Source organism: Pyruvatibacter mobilis (assembly GCF_012848855.1).
GTDB classification, from domain to species: Bacteria; Pseudomonadota; Alphaproteobacteria; order CGMCC-115125; family CGMCC-115125; genus Pyruvatibacter; species Pyruvatibacter mobilis.
Window position 1 is genome coordinate 1,808,138 of record NZ_CP051630.1, and the last position, 23,340, is coordinate 1,831,477.

General features: G+C 63.7%; 16 protein-coding genes and 1 pseudogene. 6 read left to right on the plus strand and 11 right to left on the minus strand.

The genetic code is table 11. The features are described 5' to 3' along the window. Positions 1-13: 13 nt before the first annotated feature. Together HG718_RS08490 and HG718_RS08495 are read right to left on the minus strand one after the other, a co-directional pair. Positions 14-1,192, minus strand: coding sequence for a saccharopine dehydrogenase family protein (locus tag HG718_RS08490; protein ID WP_160587449.1), 1,179 nt, complete (start codon positions 1,190-1,192; stop codon positions 14-16). A gap of 87 nt (positions 1,193-1,279) precedes the next feature. Beyond that, positions 1,280-1,822 (minus strand): tellurite resistance TerB family protein, encoded by a 543-nt coding sequence (locus HG718_RS08495; protein WP_160587448.1) that lies wholly within the window; start codon positions 1,820-1,822, stop codon positions 1,280-1,282. 223 nt (positions 1,823-2,045) lie between these two features. Between HG718_RS08495 and HG718_RS08500 the strand changes: the two genes are divergently transcribed. The 5 genes from HG718_RS08500 (at position 2,046) to HG718_RS08520 (ending at position 10,826) form a co-directional block, all read left to right on the plus strand. Further along, positions 2,046-4,394 carry an efflux RND transporter permease subunit gene (locus HG718_RS08500; protein WP_244624788.1) on the plus strand — a complete coding sequence of 783 codons (2,349 nt, stop codon included), beginning with the start codon at positions 2,046-2,048 and terminating at the stop codon, positions 4,392-4,394. A gap of 114 nt (positions 4,395-4,508) precedes the next feature. Further along, entirely contained in the window at positions 4,509-5,708 is a 1,200-nt protein-coding gene (locus HG718_RS08505) for a class I SAM-dependent methyltransferase (protein ID WP_160587447.1), read from the plus strand. 144 nt (positions 5,709-5,852) lie between these two features. Continuing rightward, positions 5,853-6,413, plus strand: coding sequence for a PadR family transcriptional regulator (locus HG718_RS08510; RefSeq protein ID WP_160587446.1), 561 nt, complete (start codon positions 5,853-5,855; stop codon positions 6,411-6,413). Positions 6,414-6,519: 106 nt separating this feature from the next. After that, positions 6,520-7,626 carry an efflux RND transporter periplasmic adaptor subunit gene (locus HG718_RS08515; RefSeq protein WP_170080196.1) on the plus strand — a complete coding sequence of 369 codons (1,107 nt, stop codon included), beginning with the start codon at positions 6,520-6,522 and terminating at the stop codon, positions 7,624-7,626. Beyond that, positions 7,623-10,826: an efflux RND transporter permease subunit gene (locus tag HG718_RS08520; protein WP_160587444.1), complete on the plus strand. Its 3,204-nt coding sequence runs from the start codon at positions 7,623-7,625 to the stop codon at positions 10,824-10,826. Before HG718_RS08515 ends, HG718_RS08520 begins: the two co-directional genes overlap by 4 nt. 52 nt (positions 10,827-10,878) lie before the next feature. Here the strand turns inward: HG718_RS08520 and HG718_RS08525 are convergent, their stop codons facing one another. The 4 genes and pseudogenes from HG718_RS08525 to HG718_RS15740 form a co-directional block, all read right to left on the minus strand. Beyond that, on the minus strand, positions 10,879-11,739 hold the full coding sequence (locus tag HG718_RS08525) for a CDP-alcohol phosphatidyltransferase family protein (protein WP_160587443.1): 861 nt from the start codon (positions 11,737-11,739) through the stop codon (positions 10,879-10,881). Further along, entirely contained in the window at positions 11,736-12,428 is a 693-nt protein-coding gene (locus tag HG718_RS08530) for a phosphatidylserine decarboxylase (protein ID WP_160587442.1), read from the minus strand. The genes HG718_RS08525 and HG718_RS08530 overlap by 4 nt, the downstream gene beginning before the upstream one ends. A gap of 64 nt (positions 12,429-12,492) precedes the next feature. Continuing rightward, entirely contained in the window at positions 12,493-14,394 is a 1,902-nt protein-coding gene (locus HG718_RS08535; RefSeq protein ID WP_160587441.1) for an ABCB family ABC transporter ATP-binding protein/permease, read from the minus strand. A gap of 160 nt (positions 14,395-14,554) precedes the next feature. Beyond that, a pseudogene (locus HG718_RS15740) lies at positions 14,555-14,731 on the minus strand (LysM peptidoglycan-binding domain-containing protein); the annotation flags it as partial. Positions 14,732-15,675: 944 nt separating this feature from the next. Here HG718_RS15740 and HG718_RS08545 point away from each other — a divergent pair. After that, a complete protein-coding gene (locus HG718_RS08545) occupies positions 15,676-16,236 on the plus strand; it encodes an LOG family protein (protein WP_027839171.1) in 561 nt (186 codons plus the stop codon). On the opposite strand, the gene rarD is transcribed toward HG718_RS08545, so the two are convergent. From rarD to HG718_RS08570, 5 genes are all read right to left on the minus strand, one after another. Further along, complete coding sequence (rarD, locus tag HG718_RS08550; protein ID WP_160587439.1) at positions 16,233-17,141, minus strand: EamA family transporter RarD; 909 nt, start codon at positions 17,139-17,141, stop codon at positions 16,233-16,235. The two genes, HG718_RS08545 and rarD, sit on opposite strands and share 4 nt — an antisense overlap. A 7-nt stretch (positions 17,142-17,148) precedes the next feature. Continuing rightward, positions 17,149-18,771, minus strand: coding sequence for a citramalate synthase (gene cimA / locus HG718_RS08555; RefSeq protein ID WP_160587438.1), 1,623 nt, complete (start codon positions 18,769-18,771; stop codon positions 17,149-17,151). Between the two features lie 13 nt (positions 18,772-18,784). Further along, positions 18,785-20,149, minus strand: a complete 1,365-nt coding sequence (cysS, locus tag HG718_RS08560; protein ID WP_160587600.1) for a cysteine--tRNA ligase — start codon at positions 20,147-20,149, stop codon at positions 18,785-18,787. Between the two features lie 190 nt (positions 20,150-20,339). Beyond that, positions 20,340-21,683 carry a glutamate--tRNA ligase gene (gene gltX / locus HG718_RS08565; RefSeq protein WP_160587437.1) on the minus strand — a complete coding sequence of 448 codons (1,344 nt, stop codon included), beginning with the start codon at positions 21,681-21,683 and terminating at the stop codon, positions 20,340-20,342. Further along, complete coding sequence (locus HG718_RS08570) at positions 21,673-23,334, minus strand: NAD+ synthase (RefSeq protein WP_160587436.1); 1,662 nt, start codon at positions 23,332-23,334, stop codon at positions 21,673-21,675. Before HG718_RS08570 ends, gltX begins: the two co-directional genes overlap by 11 nt. Positions 23,335-23,340 lie beyond the last annotated feature (6 nt).

Below are 23,340 nucleotides of genomic sequence, written 5' to 3' on the forward strand. Positions count from 1 at the left end.
GGCCTGGGTCACGTCAGCCTTCAACCTTGAAGGTCATGCCTGCATTTTTTGTAAGCCGATCCACCAGATCGAGGCCCATGGCGGGCGCGGACGTGTACAGGCCGCCGGGCACCTTGATGTCATCCTTGGCAAGGCACACCGCCGCTTCAGCGATGATCTTGGAGGTTGAGCCATAGCCGGGATCGCGGTCGCCGGTGACGCCCACCTTGATCGTGCGCCCGTCCCTGGCCTCACCGATCAGCAGCACGTCATACATGCCTTCCTCGCGCTCCTTCTTGGAGGGGCCTTCGCCGGGCTTGGGGGCGTCCTCGCTCATCATGGAGGTGTCGTTCGCCACCATGTCGGCGATCTCCTTGCCCTGGTCGCCGGGGCCCGTGATCATCATCTCGTCATAGACGAAATCCTCGCCATAGACGTGACCCAGAAGCTGGTTTGACCGGTGCACATTGCGGGTGTTGATCGGCGCCATGATGAAGGGCGCAAGCCACATGCCCAGGTCCTCGTCGTATTCCGGCTTGTTGCCGGCCGGCTGTTCCGGGCCGGTAAAGCCCGGTGTGAGGGCGAACGGGTTCTGCAGGATGTTGATGACTTCCGGGTCCTTGCCGGCCTGCGCCATGGTGGCGCGGAAGCTGGCGACCGTACCGCCGGAGAAGGTGCCCTTCATGGCCCGCACGCGCGTCTTCACCCGCGGCACCATTTCGCCCAGCTTGTCCTTGGCGTTCTGCTGCAGGAAATAGACGCCGAGATCGAACGGGATCGAGTCGAAGCCGCAGGACAGCACGATGCGGGCACCGGTTTCCTTCGCCTTGTCAGAATGCGCGGCGATCATCTGGTGCATCCAGTTCACCTCGCCGCACAGGTCTACATAATCCGTGCCGGCCTCGGCGCAGGCAGCCACGAGGTCGCTGCCATAGAGCTGGTACGGGCCAACCGTGGTCAGCACCACGCTGGTGCGCTCGGCCATGGCCTTGAGGGATGCTGTATCAGAAGCATCCGCCACCACGAAGGGCACATCCTTGGGGGCGCCGATCTCGTCGCGGACGGCGGCGAGCTTGTCCTCGCTGCGGCCGGCCATTGCCCATTTCAGGTCCTTGCCGACGCCGTACTGCCCGGCGAGATATTCGGCCACCAGGCGGCCGGTAAAACCGGTCGCGCCATAGACGACGACGTCGAATTCGCGGTTCTTGCTCATGAGAGTTCCATTTGCTGCTGGCGGAGCTCAGATTGGCCTGAAGGCCTCTCCCGTCCGCCGGGTTGCGTGTCACCGGGTGACGTAGCGTCAGGCCTGCTTCAGTTCAAGCGTGCTGCCATGCTTGGCCAGCACATTGAGGAGCGCGGTGATGCGGAGATTTTCCGGCAGCTCCATCGCATTGCCGATGCGCAACAGCAGGTCGGCTTCCAGCTCATGCAGTTCGCCATCGGCAAACGCGATATCCCAGAGATACTCCATCACCCGGGCGCGCTCTTCGAGGCCCGCCTTCTCCTTGATGGTCTTGGTGAAGAGCCAGTTGGTGTAGGCCTCTTCATGGCGCGCCTCGGCGGTGTCCAGCAGCGCATTTGCCTGTTCGAGCGACATGCCGAATTCCCGGCGCATGATCGAGCAGATGCGGTCGGTCTCCTCGCCGGAATAGTCCGTGTCCAGACGAGCCACTTCCACCATCAGCACGGCAGCGGCAATCGTGGTGCGGTCAATGCCGTCAAGCGCATCGCTCAGGGTGGACCCATCCTTGCGCGCCTCGCCCACCTTGCTGAACACGCCGGCCAGCGGCGCGGGCTTGCGGTCTTGCCTGGCGACAAGGCCGCCGAACAGAGACTTGATCATATTGGTGTTTCCCCACCCTGCTAATCGGCTGTGTTGCCGCGCTGTTTTCAGGCATGCGCGGCGTTGCGGTTTGAGCTTTCGGCTGCCATCCTAGCGCAAGGTGGGGTTTGCACAAATCACAAGCAATTTTTCAGCAAACGCATCAGGGGCGAAGGCCGCGGACGCGATGAGGCGCTGGTGAACAGGCGCGCATGCGTAAGGGCCTTTCCAGGGGGATAGTCGAGTGCAGATCATCGAAGACGTCATTTTCCGCTGGCGCGCGGCCATCCTCATATTCATGGCGGCAATGACGGTTATCGGCGGCTACTTCGCCGTGGCCGGCTGGCGCATGGAAGCCGGCTTCCTCAAGCAGGTGCCGCTCGAACACCCCTATGTGCAAACCTATTTCGAGTATCAGAAGGAGCTGCCGGGCGCGAACCTGGTTGTGATCGGCCTGCGCAGCAAGACCGGTGACATGTGGAACGTGGACTTCTTCAAGAAGCTCTACGCCATCACCGAGGAAGCGCGTTACCTGCCTGGTGTTGACCGGGCCCGCATGTTCTCCCTGTGGACGCCCAACACCCAGATCCTCGAAATCACCGAGGAGGGGTTTGACCTCCATGATGTCGTGCCGGGCGATGTCACCGTCGACAGCATCACTCAGGACGATGTGGACGCGATACGCCAGCGCGTGCTGAACAGCGATCTTTATGGTGACCTCGTCGCCCTTGATGAGACGGCCTCCATCGTGCTCCTGCAATTGCGCGAGCAGGGCGCGGGCGACGGCGATATCTCGAGCACGGCGAACCTGGCGCTGGAAGTTGCGGACATCCTCGAACAGAAAATCCGCGCACCCTTCACCGACGACAAGACCGATGTGATGATCATCGGCTTTCCGAAATTCATCGGCGATATCGCCGAGGGCGCCATCATCGCCGCCTATTTCTTCGGCGTTGCCTTCGTGCTGACGGGGCTTGCGGTCTATTTCTACGTCCGCTCGCTCACCCTGTCGGCACTGGCCATCGGCTCGTCGCTCGTCTCGGTGGTGTGGCAGTTCGGCGTGCTGGGTGCCATCGGCTATGCGCTCGACCCGCTGGCGATCCTCGTGCCGTTCCTTGTCTACGCCATCGGCGTCAGTCACGGCATGCAGCAGGTTAATCTCATCGCCACACAGATTGCGAAGGGGCAGGACGGCATGCATGCGGCGCGGGCCACGTTCCGCCGCCTGCTGGTGCCCGGCTCGATGGCGCTGATCACCGACCTTGTGGGCTTCGTCACACTCTATCTCATTCCCGTCGGCGTGGTGCAGGACATCGCCGTCATCGCCACCATCGGCGTTGCGCTGAAGATCATTTCAAACCTGGTGATGCTGCCGCTGATCGCGTCTTACATCCCGCGTGATGACCGGCAGGTGCGCCTGTTCATCAAGGCCCGCGCCCGGCGCGAACAGGTGATGAGCTTCATTGCGCGCATCGCGCAGCCGCAGCCGGCACTCTACGCCACCATCCTGATCTTCGTGCTGCTGGGCCTGTCCTATTCCATCAGCCGCGACCGCCATGTGGGCGACATCACCGCCGGGGCGTCGGAGTTGCGGCCGGACTCGAAATATAATCAGGACACGGCCTATATCGCGACAGCCCTCAGCGTGCCGACGGATGTGCTGATCATCATCCTTGAAACCCCGCGCGACGCCTGCATTGATCCTGACATCATGAATTACGTGGACCGGTTCTCGCTCTATATGCGCGGCGTGCCGGGGGTCGTGTCGGTGGACAGCCTGCCCTTCGCGGCCCGCAGCTTCCAGTCGATCGGTGCCGAAGGCAGCCTCAAATGGCGTGAATTGCCGCCGACGACCCAGCAGCTCATCTCCGCCACGTCGGCGGTCCCCACCACCACCGGCCTGCTCAACAATGCCTGCACCATCCTGCCTGTGATTGCCTACATGTCCGACCACAAGGCGACGACCATCAACGAGGTGGTGGCTGCCGTGGAGGCCTATGACGAGATCAATCCCAACGAGGACGTCACCATCCGCCTCGGCATGGGTGGTGTCGGCATCATTGCGGCCACCAACGAAGTGATTGAGGAGAGCGAGGCACCGCTCATCCTCTACGTGTTCGCCACCATCATCGTGCTGGTGTTCCTGGCCTATGTGGACTGGCGGGCGGTCATCTGCTGCTGCATGCCGCTGCTGCTGGCCACCCTCCTCGGCTATGTCTTCATGGTGGCGCTAGGCATCGGCCTCAAGGTCACCACCCTGCCCGTCCTGGTGCTCGGCACCGGCATCGGGGTCGACTACGCCTTCTATCTCTACAGCCAGATCCGCTATTACCAGAAGGAAGGCCTCGGCATCACGGACGCCTATGAGGGGGCGCTGCTCTCCACCGGCATGGCCGTCGTTTACACGGCCATCATGCTGGCGATCGGCGTCGGCACCTGGGTTCTGTCGCCGCTCAAGTTCCAGGCCGATATGGGGGCGTTGCTGGCCTTCATGTTCCTGATGAACATGGTGGCCGCCATTTTGGGCCTTCCCGCCTTCGCCACAACCCTTGAGCGCATCGCGCCGCGGCGTAAAACCCCTGATTTCACCTAGGGGTTGTATCAAATCCGCGCGATAACGCGACATCTGGCGATGATATTAGGTCGGATTTAACCAGGTTGGCCCACTCTGGATCGCACGTGCACTGTGCTGTCCGGACCAAACCGAATGTCGAGCCTGCTGACCCTTAGCAAGACCCAGCTTGAGTCGCTGGGGGCCAAGGACTTCCAGATGTCCTTGGACAAGATGACCCTTGATGCCATCAAGCGGTTCAAGAGCACGCGCACGCTGCCGGACCAGTTTAACCAGATCATCGACAGCCAGATCGCCAAGCTGAACGCGGAAGCCGCACGGGCACGCAAGTCCAACGCCAAGACATCGGGCGGCGCGTCCGGCAAATCCGAGGGCAAAAAGGCCGCCAAACCCTCCAAGAGCGGGGCCGACGACGGCTACATTCCCTTCCCCGAGCGCTTCAAGGCATGGTGGAACGGCACGTCCGCCTCCGCAGATTCCCGCAAGGACCGGCCCAGCCGCGCCGCCAAGAAGAAAGACCCCGTCGCACGCCGGCGTGAAATCACCCAGAGCAGTCCGCAGGCGCCGACCGAGGAATGGATCAGGCGCATCCGCGACCGGGTGTGGGGCGAAGGCTTTACCCTGCCCGGTGGCGGCAGCGTCATCCTCAACATGGCCAAGATCTCCCAGATGCAGGCCGAGGACGTAGCGGCCGACATCCTTCCCGGCGGCATCGGCCCCGCCAAGGCGCTGATGGGCCGCTATCCCAACATGGTCACCTGTTTCGAGGTGGAACCGCTGGAAGCCAAGCGGCTGGAGGACGAGAGCGAAGGTGTCGTCCGCGGCCAGGTGTTCAATTACCAGAACCCGGATTTCGGCATCCGCGCCTTTGACCGGATGTTCTGCCGGGAAAACATGTGCTTTGTGCCCAACCGGGAAATGTTCCTGCGCAATGCAGCCGGTGCCCTGCGCGGTGGCGGGCGCTTCGTCTTCAACGACATCGTGCTGTTCCCGCGGGATGATGAGCACGAGGACGTCACCGAATGGCGCAAGGCGGAACCGGAGAAGCCGGTTCTCTGGTCGGTGGAAGAATACCAGGACAAGCTGGGCAAATGCCGGCTTGACCTCAAGAACACTGCCAACATCACCAAGTCCTATGTGGCGATGGTCGAATCTGAATGGCGCAAGGTCGCCACGACGCTTGCCAGCGATCCGCTGCCGCCCGAAGGCGTTGATGCGCTGATGGCCGAGGGACAGCTCTGGCAGACACGGATTGCCGCCCTCAAATCCGGCCAGGTCGGCATCGTCCGTTTCTCGACGGTCCTCAAGACCATCCGTCAGCTGAGCGGCCCGTAAGAGGCGGCGCCCGCCGTCCCAGCCATGCAATCCGCTGGGGGGTGAATTGCGTATCCCCCCTTGCAGGTCGGCATATATCAAACCTATATACCCAAAAACCGGCCATTTCCCTGCGTCGGCCCGGATTGAAAGCCTGTTTCGCCCATGGATGTTCGCTCAATGTGCCTCGGCCTGCTCGCCTTCGGCGATGCTTCGGGCTACGAGATCAAAAAGGAGTTCGAGCAGGGGCCCTTGCGTCATTTCATGGATGCGAGCTTCGGTTCGATCTATCCCGCCCTCACCCGCATGACCGAGGACGGGCTGCTTGAATGCCGCATGGAATCGCAGGACAAGCGCCCGGACAAGAAGGTCTATTCGATCACCGCCAAGGGCACGGAGGCGCTGGAAGCTGCGCTGGCCGGCCCGATCGGCATCGACAAGGTGAAGTCGGACTTCTCCTTCGTGATGCTGTTTGCTGACCGGCTGCCGCGCTCGCGCGTGAAGGCACTGATCGACGAGCAGATCACCTTCGTGAAGGACAGCGTCGCCGAGCTCGAGGAAACCGAGGTCGGCAGCGACAATGCCGGGGCCTCCTTCGTGCGCCGCTACGGCATCGCCATCAACAAGGCCCAGGCCGACTTCCTCGAACGCAACCGCCATTTCATTGAAGCCGCTGCCCGTGACGACGAGCAGCCGGCACTCCGGCACGTGGAGCCGGTGTCATAAACACCACGTATTAGCGTAGTTTCCGCGCCGCGTTTCTGGCGCCCCCAACCAACAAGACTTGGCGCCACCCAAGGCGCTGCAACCGATTGCCAGGACCCGGACAGACATGACCATCAAGAAAAGCTACGTATTGGCGACCGTGATTGCCGCGGTTCTGGGGCTGTGGATCATTTCCGGTCAGATCAATCTGGGGTCCGAGGAAGCCGCGCGCGAGGAAGCCATCGCCAATGGCGAGGTCACCGAGCCGGTTGTCACGGCGGAGAAGCAGACCGTCCGCGCGCGTGTGTTCGAGGCACGTGAAGTGGTGCGTGACGTGCTGGTGCGTGGCCGCACGGAGCCCATCCGCGCAGATGAGGTGCGGGCGGAAACGTCAGGCACGGTCAACAAGCTGCCCGTCGAAAAGGGTGAGTTCGTCTCCAAGGGCGATCTTCTCTGCGGCCTGTCGGTGGATGCCCGCGGCGCCCGGCTGGCGGAGGCCAAGGCCCTGCGCGAACAGCGCTGGCTCGAATATGACGCCTCCAAGAAGCTGGCCGCCAAGGGGCATCGCTCCGAGACCCAGGCGGCTGCCGACAAGGCCGCCTATGACGCCGCCGTCGCGCAGGTGCGCCAGATGGAAGTCGAGTTCGGCTACACCAAGATCAAGGCCCCCTTCGACGGCGTGCTCGACAACCGTTTTGTGGAGATCGGCGACTTCCTGTCGGTCAGCCAGCCCTGCGCCACCGTGGTGGATCTCGACCCCATCCTCGTGGTGGGTCAGGTGTCCGAGCGCGACGTGGCCAAGCTGTCCATGGGCACGGTGGGCCATGCCCGCCTGATCGATGGCCGCAAGCTTGAAGGTGTCGTGCGCTTCATTGCCAAGACAGCGGAAGAGAGCACCCGCACCTTCAAGGTGGAGCTTGCCATCCCCAACAAGGACCTCGCCCTGCCCGCCGGCATCACGGCCGAGATCATCATTCCGGCGGAAGCCGTGCAGGCACATCTGATGTCGCCTGCCTATCTGGTGCTCAACGATGATGGCACCATCGGCGTGCGTCTGGTGGGCCCCGGTAATGTGGCCGCGTTCCGCGAAGTCACCATTCTCGAAGACAGTCCGGAGGGCGTGTGGATCGCGGGCCTTCCCGAAAAGGCGACGGTCATCACCGTCGGTCAGGAATTCGTCCGTGACGGTCAGCCCGTCGAGGTGACGTTCGAAGACGAAGGGGCCAATTCATGAACCCGCTCGTTGCAACTGCGGTCAGCCGCACACGCACCGTTCTAACAACGATGGTGCTGCTGATCCTGGCAGGCATCACCTCCTACATCTCGATCCCGAAAGAAGCGGACCCGGACATTCCGATTCCGTTCTTCTTCGTGTCCCTGCCCTATCCCGGCATCTCGCCGGAGGACGGCGAGCGTCTGCTCGTACGTCCCATGGAAACCGAGCTTCGGACGCTTGAGGGCCTGAAGGAGATCACCGCCTTTTCCACCCAGGGCATGGCGGGCATCATCCTTGAATTCGACGTTGACTTCGACAAGGACGACGCCCTGCAGGATGTGCGCGAGAAGGTGGATCTGGCGCGCGCGGAAATCCCCCAGGAAGCGGAAGAACCGGTGGTGACGGAGTTCAACACCAGCCTGTTCCCGGTGCTCGTCGTCGCCATTTCAGGCGATGTTCCGGAGCGCACGCTGCTGGCCAAGGCCCGCCGCCTGCAGGATGCCATCGAAGCAATCCCCACCGTGCTGGAAGCCAAGCTCGTGGGTGACCGGGAAGAGCTGCTGGAAGTCGTCATCGATCCGGTAAAGCTTGAATCCTACAACGTCTCCCAGGTCGAGCTGATCAACGCGGTATCCCTCAACAACCAGCTCGTCGCAGCCGGCGCGCTTGATACCGGCCAGGGGCGCTTCAACGTCAAGCTGCCCGGCCTGTTCGAGAACCGCGAAGACGTGATGAGCCTGGCCGTCAAATCATCCGGCGAAGGTGTGGTGACCCTTGGCGACCTCGCCGAGATCCGCCGTACCTTCAAGGATGCCGAGAGCTTCGCGCGCTTCAACGGCGGGCCGGCCATCGTCATCGAGGTCACAAAGCGGCTCGGGTCGAACATCGTCCTCACCAATGAAGCGGTGCGCAAGGCCGTTGAGGAAGAGACCCGGACCTGGCCCAAGGACATCAGGATTTCCTACACCCAGGATCAGTCGTCCTGGATCTTCCGGTCCATCAACTCGCTTGAGGCATCCATCATCACGGCCATCAGCCTTGTGATGATCGTGGTTGTGGCGGCCCTCGGCATGCGCTCTGCGCTGCTGGTGGGTGTCGCCATTCCCACCTCGTTCCTCATCGGCTTTTTCCTGCTGGCCCTGTCGGGGCTCACCCTCAACATGATGGTGATGTTCGGCCTGCTGCTCGCCGTTGGCATGCTGGTGGACGGCGCGATCGTCATCGTGGAATTTGCCGACCGCAAGATGGCAGAAGGCATGAGCCGGGTGGAAGCCTATGTGTCCGCCTCCTCGCGCATGTTCTGGCCCATCATCTCGTCCACCGCCACCACGCTTGCGGCCTTCCTGCCGATGCTGCTGTGGCCGGGGGTGAGCGGCGAGTTCATGTCCTATCTGCCGCTGACGCTGATCTTCGTGCTGATGGCATCGCTCATCACCGCGCTCATCTTCCTGCCGGTGCTGGGCTCGATCTTCGGCAAGGCTGAGGCTGCCAACCAGGCGACGCTGGCGATGCTGTCCGGGGCTGAGACCGGCGACATCCGCGCTCTCGAAGGCATGACGGGCGCCTATGTGCGCCTGCTTGACCGGCTGGTGAAGCGGCCGTTCACGGTCATGCTGGCGACCATCGGCGTGTTGGTGAGCATCTTCATGCTCTACTCGGCCTTCAACAATGGCGTTGAGTTCTTCGTGGAAACGGAGCCCGAGCAGGCGGCTGTGCTGGTTAGCGCGCGCGGCAACCTGTCGGCGGCGGAAATGCTCGGCCTGGTGAAAGAAGTCGAGGAAATCGTCATCGACGTGGCGGGTGTCCAGTCGGTCTTCACCCAGACGGGTCCCGGCCAGGGCGGCCCCGGCCAGGGCGGCGATGCCCCTGCTGACATGATCGGCCGCATTTCCATTGAACTTGCCCCTTACGAAGAGCGCCGTCCGGGCGCGATCATCCTTGAGGAAATCCGCGAGCGCACCCGCGACATGCCGGGCATCAATGTGGAAGTGCGCAAGCGCGAGGACGGTCCGCCCACCGGCAAGGACGTGCAGATCCAGCTGTCGTCGAATGATCCCGTCGCCCTGCGCGAGATGACCCGGAAGGTCCGCGAGCACCTTGAAAACAACGTTGATGATCTCATTGACATCGAGGACACGCTGCCGCTGCCGGGCATCGAGTGGGTGCTGAAGATCGACCGCGAGCAGGCCGGCCGCTTCGGGGCGGACGTGTCCGCCGTGGGTGCCACCGTGCAGATGGTCACCAACGGTATTCTTGTCGGGACCTACCGGCCGGATGACGCGGATGACGAAGTGGACATCCGCGCCCGCTTCCCGATCACCGACCGGTCCATCGACCAGCTGGACCAGCTGCGCCTGCGCACGCCCAATGGTCTGGTGCCGCTGTCCAACTTCGTGACCCGCGTGCCGGCCCAGCAGGTGAACGAGATCACCCGCAAGGACGGCATCCAGGTGATGGACGTGAAGGCCAACACGGTCGAAGGCGTGCTGGCGGATGACAAGGTGAGGGAAGTCCGCGAGTGGCTCGAGACCGAAGCCAATATCGACCCGCGGGTCAACTGGCGCTTCCGTGGCGCGGATGAGGATCAGGCTGAATCAGCGGCGTTCCTCGGCAACGCCATGATCGCCGCGCTGTTCCTGATGTTCATCATCCTGCTGACGCAGTTCAATTCCTTCTACCACTCGGTGCTGACGCTCTCGGCGGTCATCATGTCCACCATCGGTGTGCTGCTGGGCATGGTCATCACCGGCCAGACCTTCTCGGTCATCATGACCGGCACAGGCATCGTGGCGCTGGCGGGTATCGTGGTGAACAACAACATCGTGCTCATCGACACGTTCCAGGGCCTCCTGGCGCGCGGCATGGAGCCGGTGGAAGCCGTGCTGCGGACGGCGGGCCAGCGCCTGCGTCCGGTGCTGCTCACCACCATCACCACCATCTGCGGTCTCCTGCCCATGGCGACGCAGATCAATGTGGGCTTCTTCGACCGCACCGTCACCTATGGCGGCCCGGTGGCCGTGTGGTGGGTGCAGCTCTCCACGGCCATCATTTCCGGCCTCAGCTTCGCCACCCTGCTGACGCTGGTGGTGACGCCGGTGATGCTGGCAGCACCCGCCGTCCTGCGGGAAAGCTGGCCGGGCTACCGGGACGGAATCCTGCGGTTCATTCCCGGGCTCGGCAATCGCCGGCAACGGCAGGGCTTCGGCGCGGCCGAGTAATCCTCGGCCCGCCCAACCTGCCTTAGGCATGTGGGTATTGCGGTGAGACCGTCTAGTCGGACAGGTCGCGGTCGCGGCCCGCACGGGCAATACGCGTGCGGTTGCTCAGCACCCGGTGGCGCCAATAGGCGAGCGGCAGGGTCGCGGCATAGGCCAGCGCAATGCCGATGATCGTCGCCCAGGGATAGCTGACAGTAAGTGCCGCCAGCACGGCGACGCCCAGCAACACCGGCAACGCCTTGTCCGGCCGCATCGACAGCCGCAGATGCTTGCCGGAAAAAGTCGGCAGCCGGCTCACCATCAGGAAAGCCACGATGCCGATATGCACCGCCACCAGCGATGGCCAGGTGTTGAAGGTGGTGATCTGCGCAAAGTCCATATAGAGCGGCAGCATCACGAGGCCCGCCGCCGCCGGCGCTGGCACGCCGACAAAGAATGCATTGGCCCAGGTGGGCCGGTCCGGATCATCCATGCTGACATTGAAGCGGGCGAGCCGCAGCGCGCAGGCCACCGCATAAGCCAGCACTGCCACCCAGCCCAGGCCACCGAGGCTTTCCAGGTTCCAGGTGTAGAGGATCAGCACCGGCGCGACGCCGAAATTGAAGAAGTCAGCAAGGGAGTCGAGCTCCGCGCCGATCTTTGACTGCGCCTGCAGCAGGCGCGCGACGCGCCCGTCCAGCATGTCGAACAGCGCAGCGATCAGGATCGCGTAGACCGCGAACTCATAGCGCCCCTCCAAACCAAAGCGGATGGCCGTCAGCCCGGCGCAGAGTGCCAGCACCGTCAGGATGTTGGGCAGGAGATTGCGCAGCGGCGGGCTGCCCGGCGCGCGGCGGAAGCGGCGGCGCGGCGCCGTCCCCTGCCCACTGCCCTCTTCGGAACTGCCGTCCTGCTTTGGCGTGAAAACGCTCATGAGCGGCGGCCGGGCCGGTGATCATGGTGGGCGTGATGATCCGCCAGCACGGTCTCGCCGCCGACACTCGTCTGACCGACGCAGACAAGCGGCTCAAGCCCCTCCGGCAGATAGACATCCACCCGGCTGCCGAACCGGATCAGGCCGATACGGTCACCGGCCTCCAGATGCGCACCCTGCTTGAGGAACGGCAGAATGCGGCGCGCAACGAGGCCCGCCACCATCACCACGCCATAGTCGTGGCCGCCCCCGGTGCGCATCAGCACCGAGTACCGCTCGTTTTCCTCTGACGCCTTGTCGAGATTGGCGTTGAGGAACTTGCCGGGCCGGTAGCTCGTGCGGATCGCCGCGGCTTCCACCGGCGCGCGGATGATGTGCACGTTGAACACATTCATGAAGATGCTGACGCGGGTCAGCTCCGTGTCACCCATGCCGAGTTCAGGCGGCGGGGCTGCCTTGGCAATCATGTTGATGACGCCATCCGCCGGGGCGATGACGAGGCCGGGGCGGTCCGGTGTCACGCGCTCGGGGTCGCGGAAAAACCATGCACACCACACGGTGGCGATGACGCCCAGCCAGCCGAACGGTTCCCAGATCAGGAACAGCACCAGCGTGATGGCCGCGAAAATCAGCACGAAGCGGCGGCCTTCGGGGTGCATCGGCGGAATGAATGACAATAGCTCACGCATTGGCGGCAGCAGTCCTCTGGAAAAACGGGGGATACGCAGACGCCTAAACTAGCACGAATTGCGCCTATTTTGCGTCAGCGGAATCTGCGGCCAGTAGTGGCGCTGTCTCCTCGCCTTCCTGGATGCGCTCCAGCTGTTCGCCCATGCGCTGGGCCTCCTGCTGGCGCTGCCACATGGCCGCATAGGCACCACCCTTCGCCAGCAAATCCTGGTGCGTGCCGCGCTCGCAGATTTCACCCTTGTCCAGCACAATGATCTCGTCCGCCTCCACCACGGTGGACAGGCGGTGGGCGATCACCAGGCTCGTCCGGTCGCGCGAGACCACCGATAGCGAGGCCTGGATTTCCTTTTCCGTGTGGGTATCAAGCGCTGACGTCGCCTCATCCAGCAACAGGATGGGCGGGTTCTTGAGCAGGGTGCGGGCAATGGCCACGCGCTGCTTTTCACCACCCGACAGCTTCAGCCCGCGCTCACCGACCTGGCTGTCATAACCCTCGGGCAGAGCCGCAATGAAATCGTGGATCTGCGCCATGCGGGCGGCTTCCTCCACTTCCGCGTCGGTCGCGTCCGGGCGGCCGTAGCGGATGTTGTAGCGGATCGTGTCGTTGAACAGCACCGTGTCCTGCGGGACGATGCCGATGGCCTGGCGCACGCTTGCCTGTTCGACATCCCGCACGTCCTGCCCATCGATCAGCACCCGGCCTTCCGTCACGTCATAGAAGCGGTAAAGCAGCCGGGAGATGGTGGACTTGCCCGCCCCGGACGGGCCGACAATGGCGACCATGCGGCCGGCGGGGACCGTGAAGCTGACATCCTTCAGGATCGGGCGCGCGGGATCATAGGCGAAGAACACGTTCTCGAACCGCACTTCGCCGCCATTGACCTTGAGCGGCACCGCACCCGGCTTGTCCTCCACCTCGGTGCCAACGCCCAGCAGCGAGAACATGGTTTCCATGTCAACCAGCGCCTGCTTGATCTCGCGGTAGACGAAGCCGAGCAGGTTCAGGGGCTGATAGAGCTGGATGAGCATGGTGTTGACCAGCACGAAGTCACCCAGCGTCATGGTGCCATTAGCCACGCCGGTTGCCGCCATGCCCATCAGCACCGACAGGCCAATGGCGAAGATCGCCGCCTGCCCCGCATTGAGCCAGGACAGCGACTTGGTGGAGCGCACGGCAGCGTCCTCGTAGCGCGCCATGGAGCGGTCGAAGCGGTCAGCCTCGTGGGCCTCGTTGCCGAAATATTTGACGGTCTCGAAGTTGAGCAGGCTGTCGATGGCCTTGGTGTGGGCGCGCTCGTCGGACTGGTTCATCGATCGGATGAAGCCGATGCGCCATTCAGTGACCTTGAAGGTGAAAAGCACATAGCCGCCGACCGTCAGCAGCGTCACCACGGCGAACCAGATGTTGAAGGTCCACCACAGCAGCCCCGCGACCAGCAGCAGCTCAAGGATGGTGGGGCCCACATTGAACAGAGTGAAGCGCAACAGGAACTCGATGGCCTTCACGCCGCGCTCGATCACCCGGCTCAGCCCGCCGGTGCGGCGGCTCAGATGAAAGCGCAGGGACAGCGCGTGCAGGTGACGGAATGTGCGCAGCCCCACAGCGCGCACCGCGTTCTGCCCCACCCGCGCAAACAGCCCGTCGCGCAATTGCGCCAGGCCGATCATCAGGATGCGGGCAACGCCATAGGCTGCGATGAGGGAGAGGACGATGCTGAGTGCGATCTCTTCCGGCCGTGCCGCATCAAGCGAATCCACCGCTGCCTTGTAGAGATAGGGCATGCCGACCGTCACGGCCTTGGCCAGCACCAGCGCGATCATTGCCAGCACCACCCGGCGCTTCAGGTCCGGCCGGCCCTTCGGCCAGAGAAACGGCAACAGGTCGCGGATGGCATCGCCGTCATCGGCGCGATCCACATCCAGCGTCAATTGCTGGCCCTTACCGGCGCCGAAGCGAGGTGACATGACGGTACTCCCGGGGACATCGCGGCGGCGCAGCCAATGCCGGCACGGACAGCTGTCCGGTACTGGCAGGATCCCTGGCAACGCGCGCCCGCACCCGCCCGGCCGGGCGGGTTGCATCCCCGGTACATAACGCCTTGCGGCGACAAAACAAGAACGAAGGTCAGCCCCCGGCGCCCGGCGTCTCGAAGACCTGGCCCGGATAGATCAGGTCCGGGTCACGGATCTGCGCCTGATTGGCCTGATAGATCACCGTGTATTTGAAGCCGGAGCCATACAGGCGGCGGGCAATGGTCCACAGATTGTTGCCGGGCTGAATAACCACTTTGCCATCCTGCAGGACCATGTCCACTTCGGCCTGGGTGGCGCGCTCGAAGGGTGCCTCAAGCCGCGACAGCACCATGCCCTGCCCGTCGATCTGGTCAACGCGCAGATCATGTACGCCCGGTGTGATCGGCTTGTCGGTGTTGAAGACCCAGCGGCCCTTGTCGTCCGCGCGGGCGTCTCCGAACGGCTCGTTGTCCACATAGATACGGACATCCGTGCCCGCAGGTGCCTTGCCGGAGAAAATGACAACGCCATCGGCGCCGTAATCCACCGTATCAAGGGACAGCGCGCCGCCATCGGCAACAACGCCCGTGCCCTGCAGCACCTTGCTCGGCGTGTCCGGGCCCTGGAGCACCACCAGCGCTTCGGCATCCGGGTTCTCGGGCACCGAGATCGACACCACCTGTTCGGAATTCAGCAGCGTGCCGTCGGGCAGTTCGGCTTCCAGGCGCAATTGCCGGTCGCCCGGTGCCAGCGGCTCGTCGAGCACGATCACCCATTCACCACGGCTGTCCGCCACGGCTTCGGCCAGCACGGTGCCATTGTCGATTAGGCGGATTTTCGAGCCAGGTTCGGCGCGACCGGCAGCGACGGTCTGCCCGTCGCGCTCCACGCGCACGATATCGAATGTCGGGAAGGCTGCCGCCTGCGCCTCGGGCTGGGGCACCGCCTCTTCAGCCGGTGTCTCCACCGCCGCGACGTCGTCGCCCTCATCGCCCGGCGTCGACCCGCCGGCGAAGAAAAGAAAATACCCAATTACGAGAACGGCAAGTGCTGCCGCCACGCCACCGAAGATGGCAATGCCTCGCGACATGTCGCTGGCTCCCTTCCTGCGCCCGGACCCCGGGCTGCACCCCTTGCAGATAAGCCTTTAGCTTGAGAATAAGGCATCGGCGCGGCATCGTCCGCTTCTATCCGCAATTTGCGTTAATTACAGCCGATCCGGGTGAAGGTGATATGGCGTCAAACATTAAGGCCGTGACGGTGTTCTGCGGCAGCTCTCCCGGCGACAGTCCCGCATTCGCCACAGCGGCCCGCGACCTCGGCGCCTTTCTCGCCGGACGCGGCATTCGCCTGGTTTATGGTGGCGGCGGCATTGGCCTGATGGGCATTCTGGCGCGGGCCGTGGCTGATGGCGGCGGCGAGGTGGACGGCATCATCCCGGAATTCCTCACCGTGCCGGAAGTCATGAAGGACGCCCCCGGCGATCACGAGATCACCGATAATCTGCATGACCGCATGCAGGCCATGGCGGCGCGGGCGGATGCCTTCGTGGTGCTGCCCGGCGGCATCGGCACCATCGCCGAGCTGGTGGACATCCTCACCTGGAAGCAGCTCGGCCGCCACGCCAAGCCGATCATCATTCTCGACATTGACGGCTACTGGACGCCGCTGGCGGAGCTGCTCGACCATATCGTCGCCCGCGGCTTCTCCCATGGCGATCTCAAAGGCATGTACCGGGTGGTCCCGTCCGTGGACGGATTGGCTGATGCGCTCGGTCTTGGCAGCGCCTCTTAGCGGCTGCGCCAGGCATCCCACGCAAAGACGGCGAGCCCTGTCCAGATCAGACCGAAGGTCAGCGCGTTGGCCAGCATGAAGGGCTCCCCGAACAGGAACACGGCCATCAGGAACATGATGCTGGGTGCAATGAATTGCAGGATGCCGAGCGTCGCCAGGTGAATGCGCCTGGCCCCGGCGGCAAAGAGCAGCAGCGGGATCGCGGTAAAGGGCCCGGTCAGCAAAAGCAGCATGATTGTCCAGGCGTCGGCCCCGGCGAAACCAAGGGCTGGGCCTTCCGCCCACACCAAATAGCCGATCATCAGCGGCGCCAGCACCAGCATCTCGACGAACAACCCATCGAGGCTTTCAACGGACACCGTCTTGCGCAGATAGCCATAGGCGGCAAAGGAGGTCGCGAGGAACAGGGCAATCCACGGCACCGTGCCGATAAGGATCACCTGGTTCAGCACTCCCAGCGCCGCGCAGGCAATCGCTGCCTTCTGCGGCCCGTTGAGTTTTTCGCCCAGCAGCACAACGCCCAGCGCTACGTTCATCATCGGGTTGATGAAATAGCCGAGGCTTGCTTCCAGCACCCGGCCTGCATCCACCGCATAGATGAAGCCGCCCCAATTGCCGCCGATGAGAACGCCAGTCACCACCAGCAGGCCGAGCACGCGCGGGCTTGTCAGCGCACCCGCCACGATCGCCCAGCGGCGGGTAAGCGTGACGATGAAGGCGAGAAATACCAATGCCCAGATGCCGCGATGGGCCAGCACATCCAGCACCGGCACATGGCCGAGCGCCTTGTAGAACAGCGGCAGCACGCCCCATAGCGCGAACGCACCGCCCGCCAGAAGCACGCCGCCGGATACGGTCTGCCTGGCTTCACCTCCTGCGGCGGGACGGTTGTCCGGCCCGCTCATAGGGGGCTCACCGCTCGGAGACCGGCACGGCCGCCGGGGCACCATCGCGCAGCAGCTTGTAGGTGATCGAATCCATCAGGGCCTGGAAGGACGCATCCACGATGTTCGGCGAGACGCCGACAGTGGACCAGCGTGCTCCCTCCCCGTCCACACTTTCGATCATCACGCGGGTCACGGCCTCGGTACCGCTCGTCAGGATACGGACCTTGAAATCTGCCAGCCGCAGATCTTCGAGCCATGACGAGTACTTGCCGAGATCCTTGCGCAGGGCCTGGTCCAGCGCGTTGACGGGGCCGTTTCCCTCGCCCGCGCTCATGATGCTGACGCCGTCGACGGAGACCTTCACTGTCGCTTCGGACACGGTCACCAGTTCGCCCACCGCGTTGTAGCGGCGCTCCACCATCACGCGGAAGCTCTCCACTTCGAAGAAATGCGGCACCTCGCCCAGGGCGCGACGGGCCAGCAGTTCGAAGGAGGCTTCCGCACCGTCATAGGCGTAGCCGAGGAACTCGCGCTCCTTCACCTCGTCCACAAGCCGCTTCACGCGCGGGTCCTGCGCCTCCACTTCGATGCCGGCGCTTTCGAGCTGCGCCAGCACGTTGGAGCGGCCCGCCTGGTCGGACACCAGGATGCGGCGCTTGTTGCCTACCGCTTCCGGCGGCACATGCTCATAGGTGGAGGGGTCTTTCTGCACCGCGGAGACATGCAGCCCGCCCTTATGGGCAAAGGCCGACGCGCCCACATAGGGCTGATGCCGGTTCGGGGTGCGATTGAGGATTTCATCCAGCAGGCGGCTGACATGGGTCAGCTGCTTCAGGCTGTCATGGGGCACGCCGGTCTCGAAGCGGTCAGCGAATTCAGGCTTCAGCATCAGGGTTGGCAGCAGCGACACCATATTGGCATTGCCGCAGCGTTCACCCAGGCCGTTCAGTGTGCCCTGGATCTGCCGCACCCCGCCGCGGATCGCGGCCAGCGTGTTGGCCACGGCGTTTTCCGTGTCGTTATGGGCATGGATGCCCAGATTGTCGCCGGGGATGTGCTTGGCCACCTCGCGGGTGATCGCCTCCACCTCATGGGGCAGCGTGCCGCCATTGGTGTCGCACAGCACCACCCAGCGCGCGCCCGCTGCCAGCGCCTCATTGGCGCAGGCGATGGCGTAGTCCGGGTTTGCTTTGTAGCCGTCGAAAAAATGCTCGCAGTCGATCATCGGCTCACGCTTGTGCTTGGTGATCGCCTGCACGCTGTCGCGAATGGCTTCGAGGTTTTCGTCAAGCGAGCAGCCAAGCGCAACTTCCACCTGGTGATCCCATGTCTTGGCGACGAGACACACCACGTCGGACTCTGCGTCGAACAGGGCCGCAAGCCCCGGATCATTGTCCGCCGACCGCCCCACGCGCTTGGTCATGCCGAAGGCGGTCATGCGTGCTGAATTAAGCCCGCGCTTTTCGCTGAAGAAGGCAGTGTCCGTCGGGTTGGCGCCAGGCCAACCGCCTTCCACATAGTCGATGCCCAGCTCGTCGAGGGTTTCGGCAATGCGGATCTTGTCCTCGACGCTGAAATCAACGCCCTGCGTCTGCGCGCCGTCGCGCAGGGTGGTGTCGAACAGGTAGAGACGTTCCTTGGAGCTCATTGTGCTTTGTCCTTCACGGCGCGACTGACCAGGTGGTGCCTTCCGGCCCGTCCTTGATCTCGACACCCATTGCCGTCAGTTCATCCCGCAGCCGGTCGGCCTCGGCAAAATCCTTCGCTTTGCGCGCGGCGTTGCGCGCAGCGATCATGTTTTCCACATGCGCGTCATCAATAGCAGATGACTGGGGCCGCCAGGCCGCCCATTCCTCCGCAGACTGACCAAACAGGCCCAGCAACTGGCCCGATGCTTTCAGGGCACGTGCGGCGTCTTCGCTGCCCTTTTGTGCCTCGCTGTAGAGGCCATGCATCACGGCAAGCGCCTGCGGCGTGTTGAAGTCGTCCAGCAGGGCCGCCGCCACGCTCGCCGGCACGTCATCTCCGGTTACGTTGCCTGCACCGGCGGTCACCTTGTACCAGCGGTCCAGAATGGCCTTGGCCTCACGCACGCCCTCCGCCGTCCAGTTCAGAGGCTGGCGGTAATGGGTCATGAACAGATGCAGCCGCAGCGCCTCGCCCGGCCAGTCCTCCAGCAGGTCGTGCACGACCAGGAAGTTGCCGAGGGACTTCGACATCTTCTCGCCGTCCACCTGCAGAAAGCCGCCATGCATCCAGTAATTGGCGAGCGCCGCACCGTCATGAGCGCAGGTGGATTGCGCCACCTCGTTTTCATGGTGCGGGAAGGCAAGGTCGATGCCGCCACCATGAATGTCGAAGGTTTCGCCCAGCAGCTCCTCGCTCATCACGGAGCATTCAAGATGCCAGCCCGGGCGGCCATTGCCCCACGGGCTGTCCCAGCCGGGCATGTCGTCGTCACTCGGCTTCCACAGCACGAAATCCGTCGCATTGCGCTTGTAGGGCGCCACTTCCACACGGGCCCCGGCAATCATGTCATCCAGCGACCGGCCGGACAGCTGGCCATAGTCCTTGTCTGACGAGACGTCGAACAGCACGTGGCCTTCCGCCTCATAGGCATGGCCCTTGTCGATGAGCGTCTGCACCATGGCGACCATCCCATCCACATAATCCGTCGCGCGCGGCTCATGGGTGGGCGTCAGTGCGCCGAGGCCCGCCATGTCCTTCTGGTAGACCTCGGCGGTGCCATTGGTCAGCTCACGGATCGAGATGCCCCGCTCCACAGCGCGAGCCATGATCTTGTCGTCGATGTCGGTGATGTTGCGCACATAGGTGACGTGCTCCACGCCATAGGCATAGCGCAGCACACGGAAAACGAGATCGAACGTCACCGCCGTGCGGCCATTGCCGATATGCGCATAGTCATAAACCGTGGGTCCGCAGGCATAGAGCCGCACATTTGCCGCGTCGATGGGCTCGAACACCCGCTTTTCGCGGCGTCCGGTGTCGTAGATGGTGAGCGTCACGTCACGCGACATAGAGTCCGTCCTTCAAGGCCTGCTGGCCTCGGGGCGAAACGTCTTGTCTGGGATCAGGATTTTGACGAACGGCCGCGAGCCAGCGTTTTGCGCTAGCTGATAATAATGGTGCAGCAAATGCACGCGGTGGTGGCGGCGATGGTCATGAGCCGGACTTTGGCGACAAAGCCTTAAAAAATCAACCCATATCCCCGGCAAGCCGGCTGCGCGCCTTGTCGCGGCCGATGAGCGGCAGCAGCGCCTTCAGTTCCGGGCCGTGATCAAGGCCGGTCAGCGCCAGCCGAAGCGGCATGAACAGGCCCTTGCCCTTGGCGCCAGTCTCGGCCTTCACAGCATCTGTCCAGGTCTTCCAGGTGGTCTCGTCCCAGGGTTCCGGCGGCAGCAGGGCGGCTGCGGCCTGCGCAAAGGCCGGATCCTCGATCACCGGCGAAATCTCCCCCTCAGTGATCGTCTTCCACAGGGCTGCATCGGCAAGCGTCTCGAGATTGCCGCGAATGGCCGCCCACAGCTCCGGCGACATATCTATGCCCCGGGCAGCAAGCCGGTCCGCGACCTGGTCAAAGGCTGCCTCATGCAGCCAGTCCGCATTGAGGCGGGCAATGTCGTCCACCGCGTAATGCCCCGGCGCGCGGCCGAACTTCGAAAACTCGAAATTCTCCACCAGAGCCTCAAGGCTCATGGGCCGCACATCATCGGAGGTGCCGAGCAGCGCCAGATAGCTCGTCAGCGCCTCCGGCTCGAGGCCCATGGCGCGCACTTCCTCCACGCTGGCACCGCCCTCGCGCTTGGACAGCTTCGCCCCGCCCGCCGCCACCATCAGCGGGAAATGACCAAACACAGGAAGCTTCGTACCAATCGCTTCCCATAGCTCAATCTGAACACCTGTATTTGTCACATGGTCTTCGCCACGCAGAACATTCGTTATGCCCAGTTCGCTGTCATCCACCGCAGATGGCAGCATGTAGGTATAGGTGCCGTCCTCCCGGATCAGCACCGGGTCGGACAGTGACGCGGTCTCGATGGATTGCGGCCCGCGCACGAGATCGTTCCACGACACGGTGTCATGGGACAGCTTGAAGCGCCAATGGGGCGTGCGGCCCTCGGCCTCCAGCGCTGTGCGCTCGTCGGCACTCAGCTCAAGGGCGGCGCGGTCATAGACAGGCGGCTTGCCCCGGGCGAGCTGGCGCTTGCGGCGGCGGTCCAGTTCCGCGGGAGTCTCGTAGCAGGGATAAAGCAGCCCGCGCGCCTTCAGCGTCTCCGCGGCGGCATCATAGGTTGCAAGCCGGTCCGACTGGCGGGTTACCTCGTCGAAATCGAGACCCGCCCAGGCAAGGTCATCGGCAATCGCGTCGGCATATTCCCGCGTCGAGCGGGCCAGATCCGTATCATCGAAGCGCAGCACGATGCTGCCGCCCATCTTGCGGGTATAGAGCCAGTTGAGCAGCGCGGCTCGCAGGTTGCCCACATGCAGCGCCCCTGTCGGGCTGGGCGCAAAGCGGGTTCGGACCGTATTAGCGGGCATCGCGGAAGCCGTTGGTGATCGGGTAACGGCGGTCGCGGCCGAAATATTTGCGGCCGATCTTCACGCCGGGGGCTGCCTGGCGGCGCTTGTATTCGGCGATATAGAGCAAGTGCTCGATACGTTTCACCACGTCGCGGTCATGGCCGCGGGCGATGATTTCCTCGGCGCTCTGCTCGTGCTCCACCAGGCCTTCCAGGATGTCGTCCAGCACCGGATATGGCGGCAGGCTGTCCTCATCCTTCTGGTCTTCGCGCAACTCAGCAGAAGGCGGCTTGTCGATGATCCGTTGCGGGATCACCCGGCCGTCCGGACCCAGACCAATCGCAGGCTTGTTCTGGTTGCGCCATTCACACAGCGCGAAGACCTGCATCTTGTAGAGGTCCTTGATGGGATTGAAGCCGCCATTCATGTCGCCGTACAGCGTGGCATAGCCGACGGACACTTCCGACTTGTTGCCGGTGGTCACTACCATGTCGCCGAACTTGTTGGACAGGGCCATCAGCAACAGGCCGCGGGCGCGGGACTGGATGTTCTCTTCGGTGATGTCCGGGTCGTGGCCCTCGAACAGGGGGGCAAGCGCTCCTTCGATCGCGTCAACCGTCTCGGAAATTGCAACCGTGTCGAGCCGGGTGCCGATGAGCTTCGCGCAGGCTTCCGCGTCATCCAGGCTTTCCTGGCTTGTGTATTTCGACGGCAGCATCACGCAGCGGACCTTGTCCGGGCCAAGCGCATCCGCCGCCATGGCAGCGCAGATGGCACTGTCGATCCCGCCGGACAGACCCAGCACCACCCCGGGAAACCGGTTCTTGTTGACGTAATCACGCAGGCCCAGCACACAGGCGCTGTAGATCGCTTCAAGACCTTCCGGGTCCGGAGCACGGGCGCCTGCCGCACAGGTCCAGCCCGCCTCGCCGCGCGTCCACTCGGTCATCACCAGAGCTTCATCGAAGGCCGGCATGCTCAGGGGCACGGTGAAATCCGTGTTCATCACGAAGGACGCGCCGTCGAAGACAAGCTCGTCCTGACCGCCCACCTGGTTGACATAGGCCAGCGGCAGGCCGCTTTCGCTGATGCGGGCGCGTACATGGTCCATGCGGGCACCGTGCTTGGTGGCCTCAAAGGGCGAGCCGTTGGGCACCAGCAACAGGTCCGCGCCGCGCGCCTTCAGCGTCGCCACCACATGCTCGTGCCAGATGTCCTCGCAGATGGGCACGCCGAGCTTGATGCCGCGGAACGGGATCGGATCCGGGTTGCGGCCGGGCGCGAAGACGCGCATCTCGTCGAACACGCCGTAATTGGGCAACATCTGCTTGTGGCGCACTTCAGCGACCTTGCCGCCCTCCAGCAGTGCCACCGAATTATGCAGCAGGCCCGCGTCCCGCAGCGGCACGCCGATGAGGACGGCGGGGCCGCCATCGGCTGTGTCGGCTGCAAAGTCCTCCAGCACCGCACGGGCGGCGTCCTGGAAGGCAGGCTTCAGCACCAGGTCTTCGGGCGGGTAGCCGGAGACGAACAGCTCGGTGAAGACGATGAGGTCGGCGCCCTTGGCGGCCGCTTCGGCGCGCGCTGAGCGGGCCCGGGCGATATTCGCCTCGACATTACCCACCACCGGGTTGAGCTGCGCCAGGCAGATGGAAAGCGTATCTGTCATTGCATG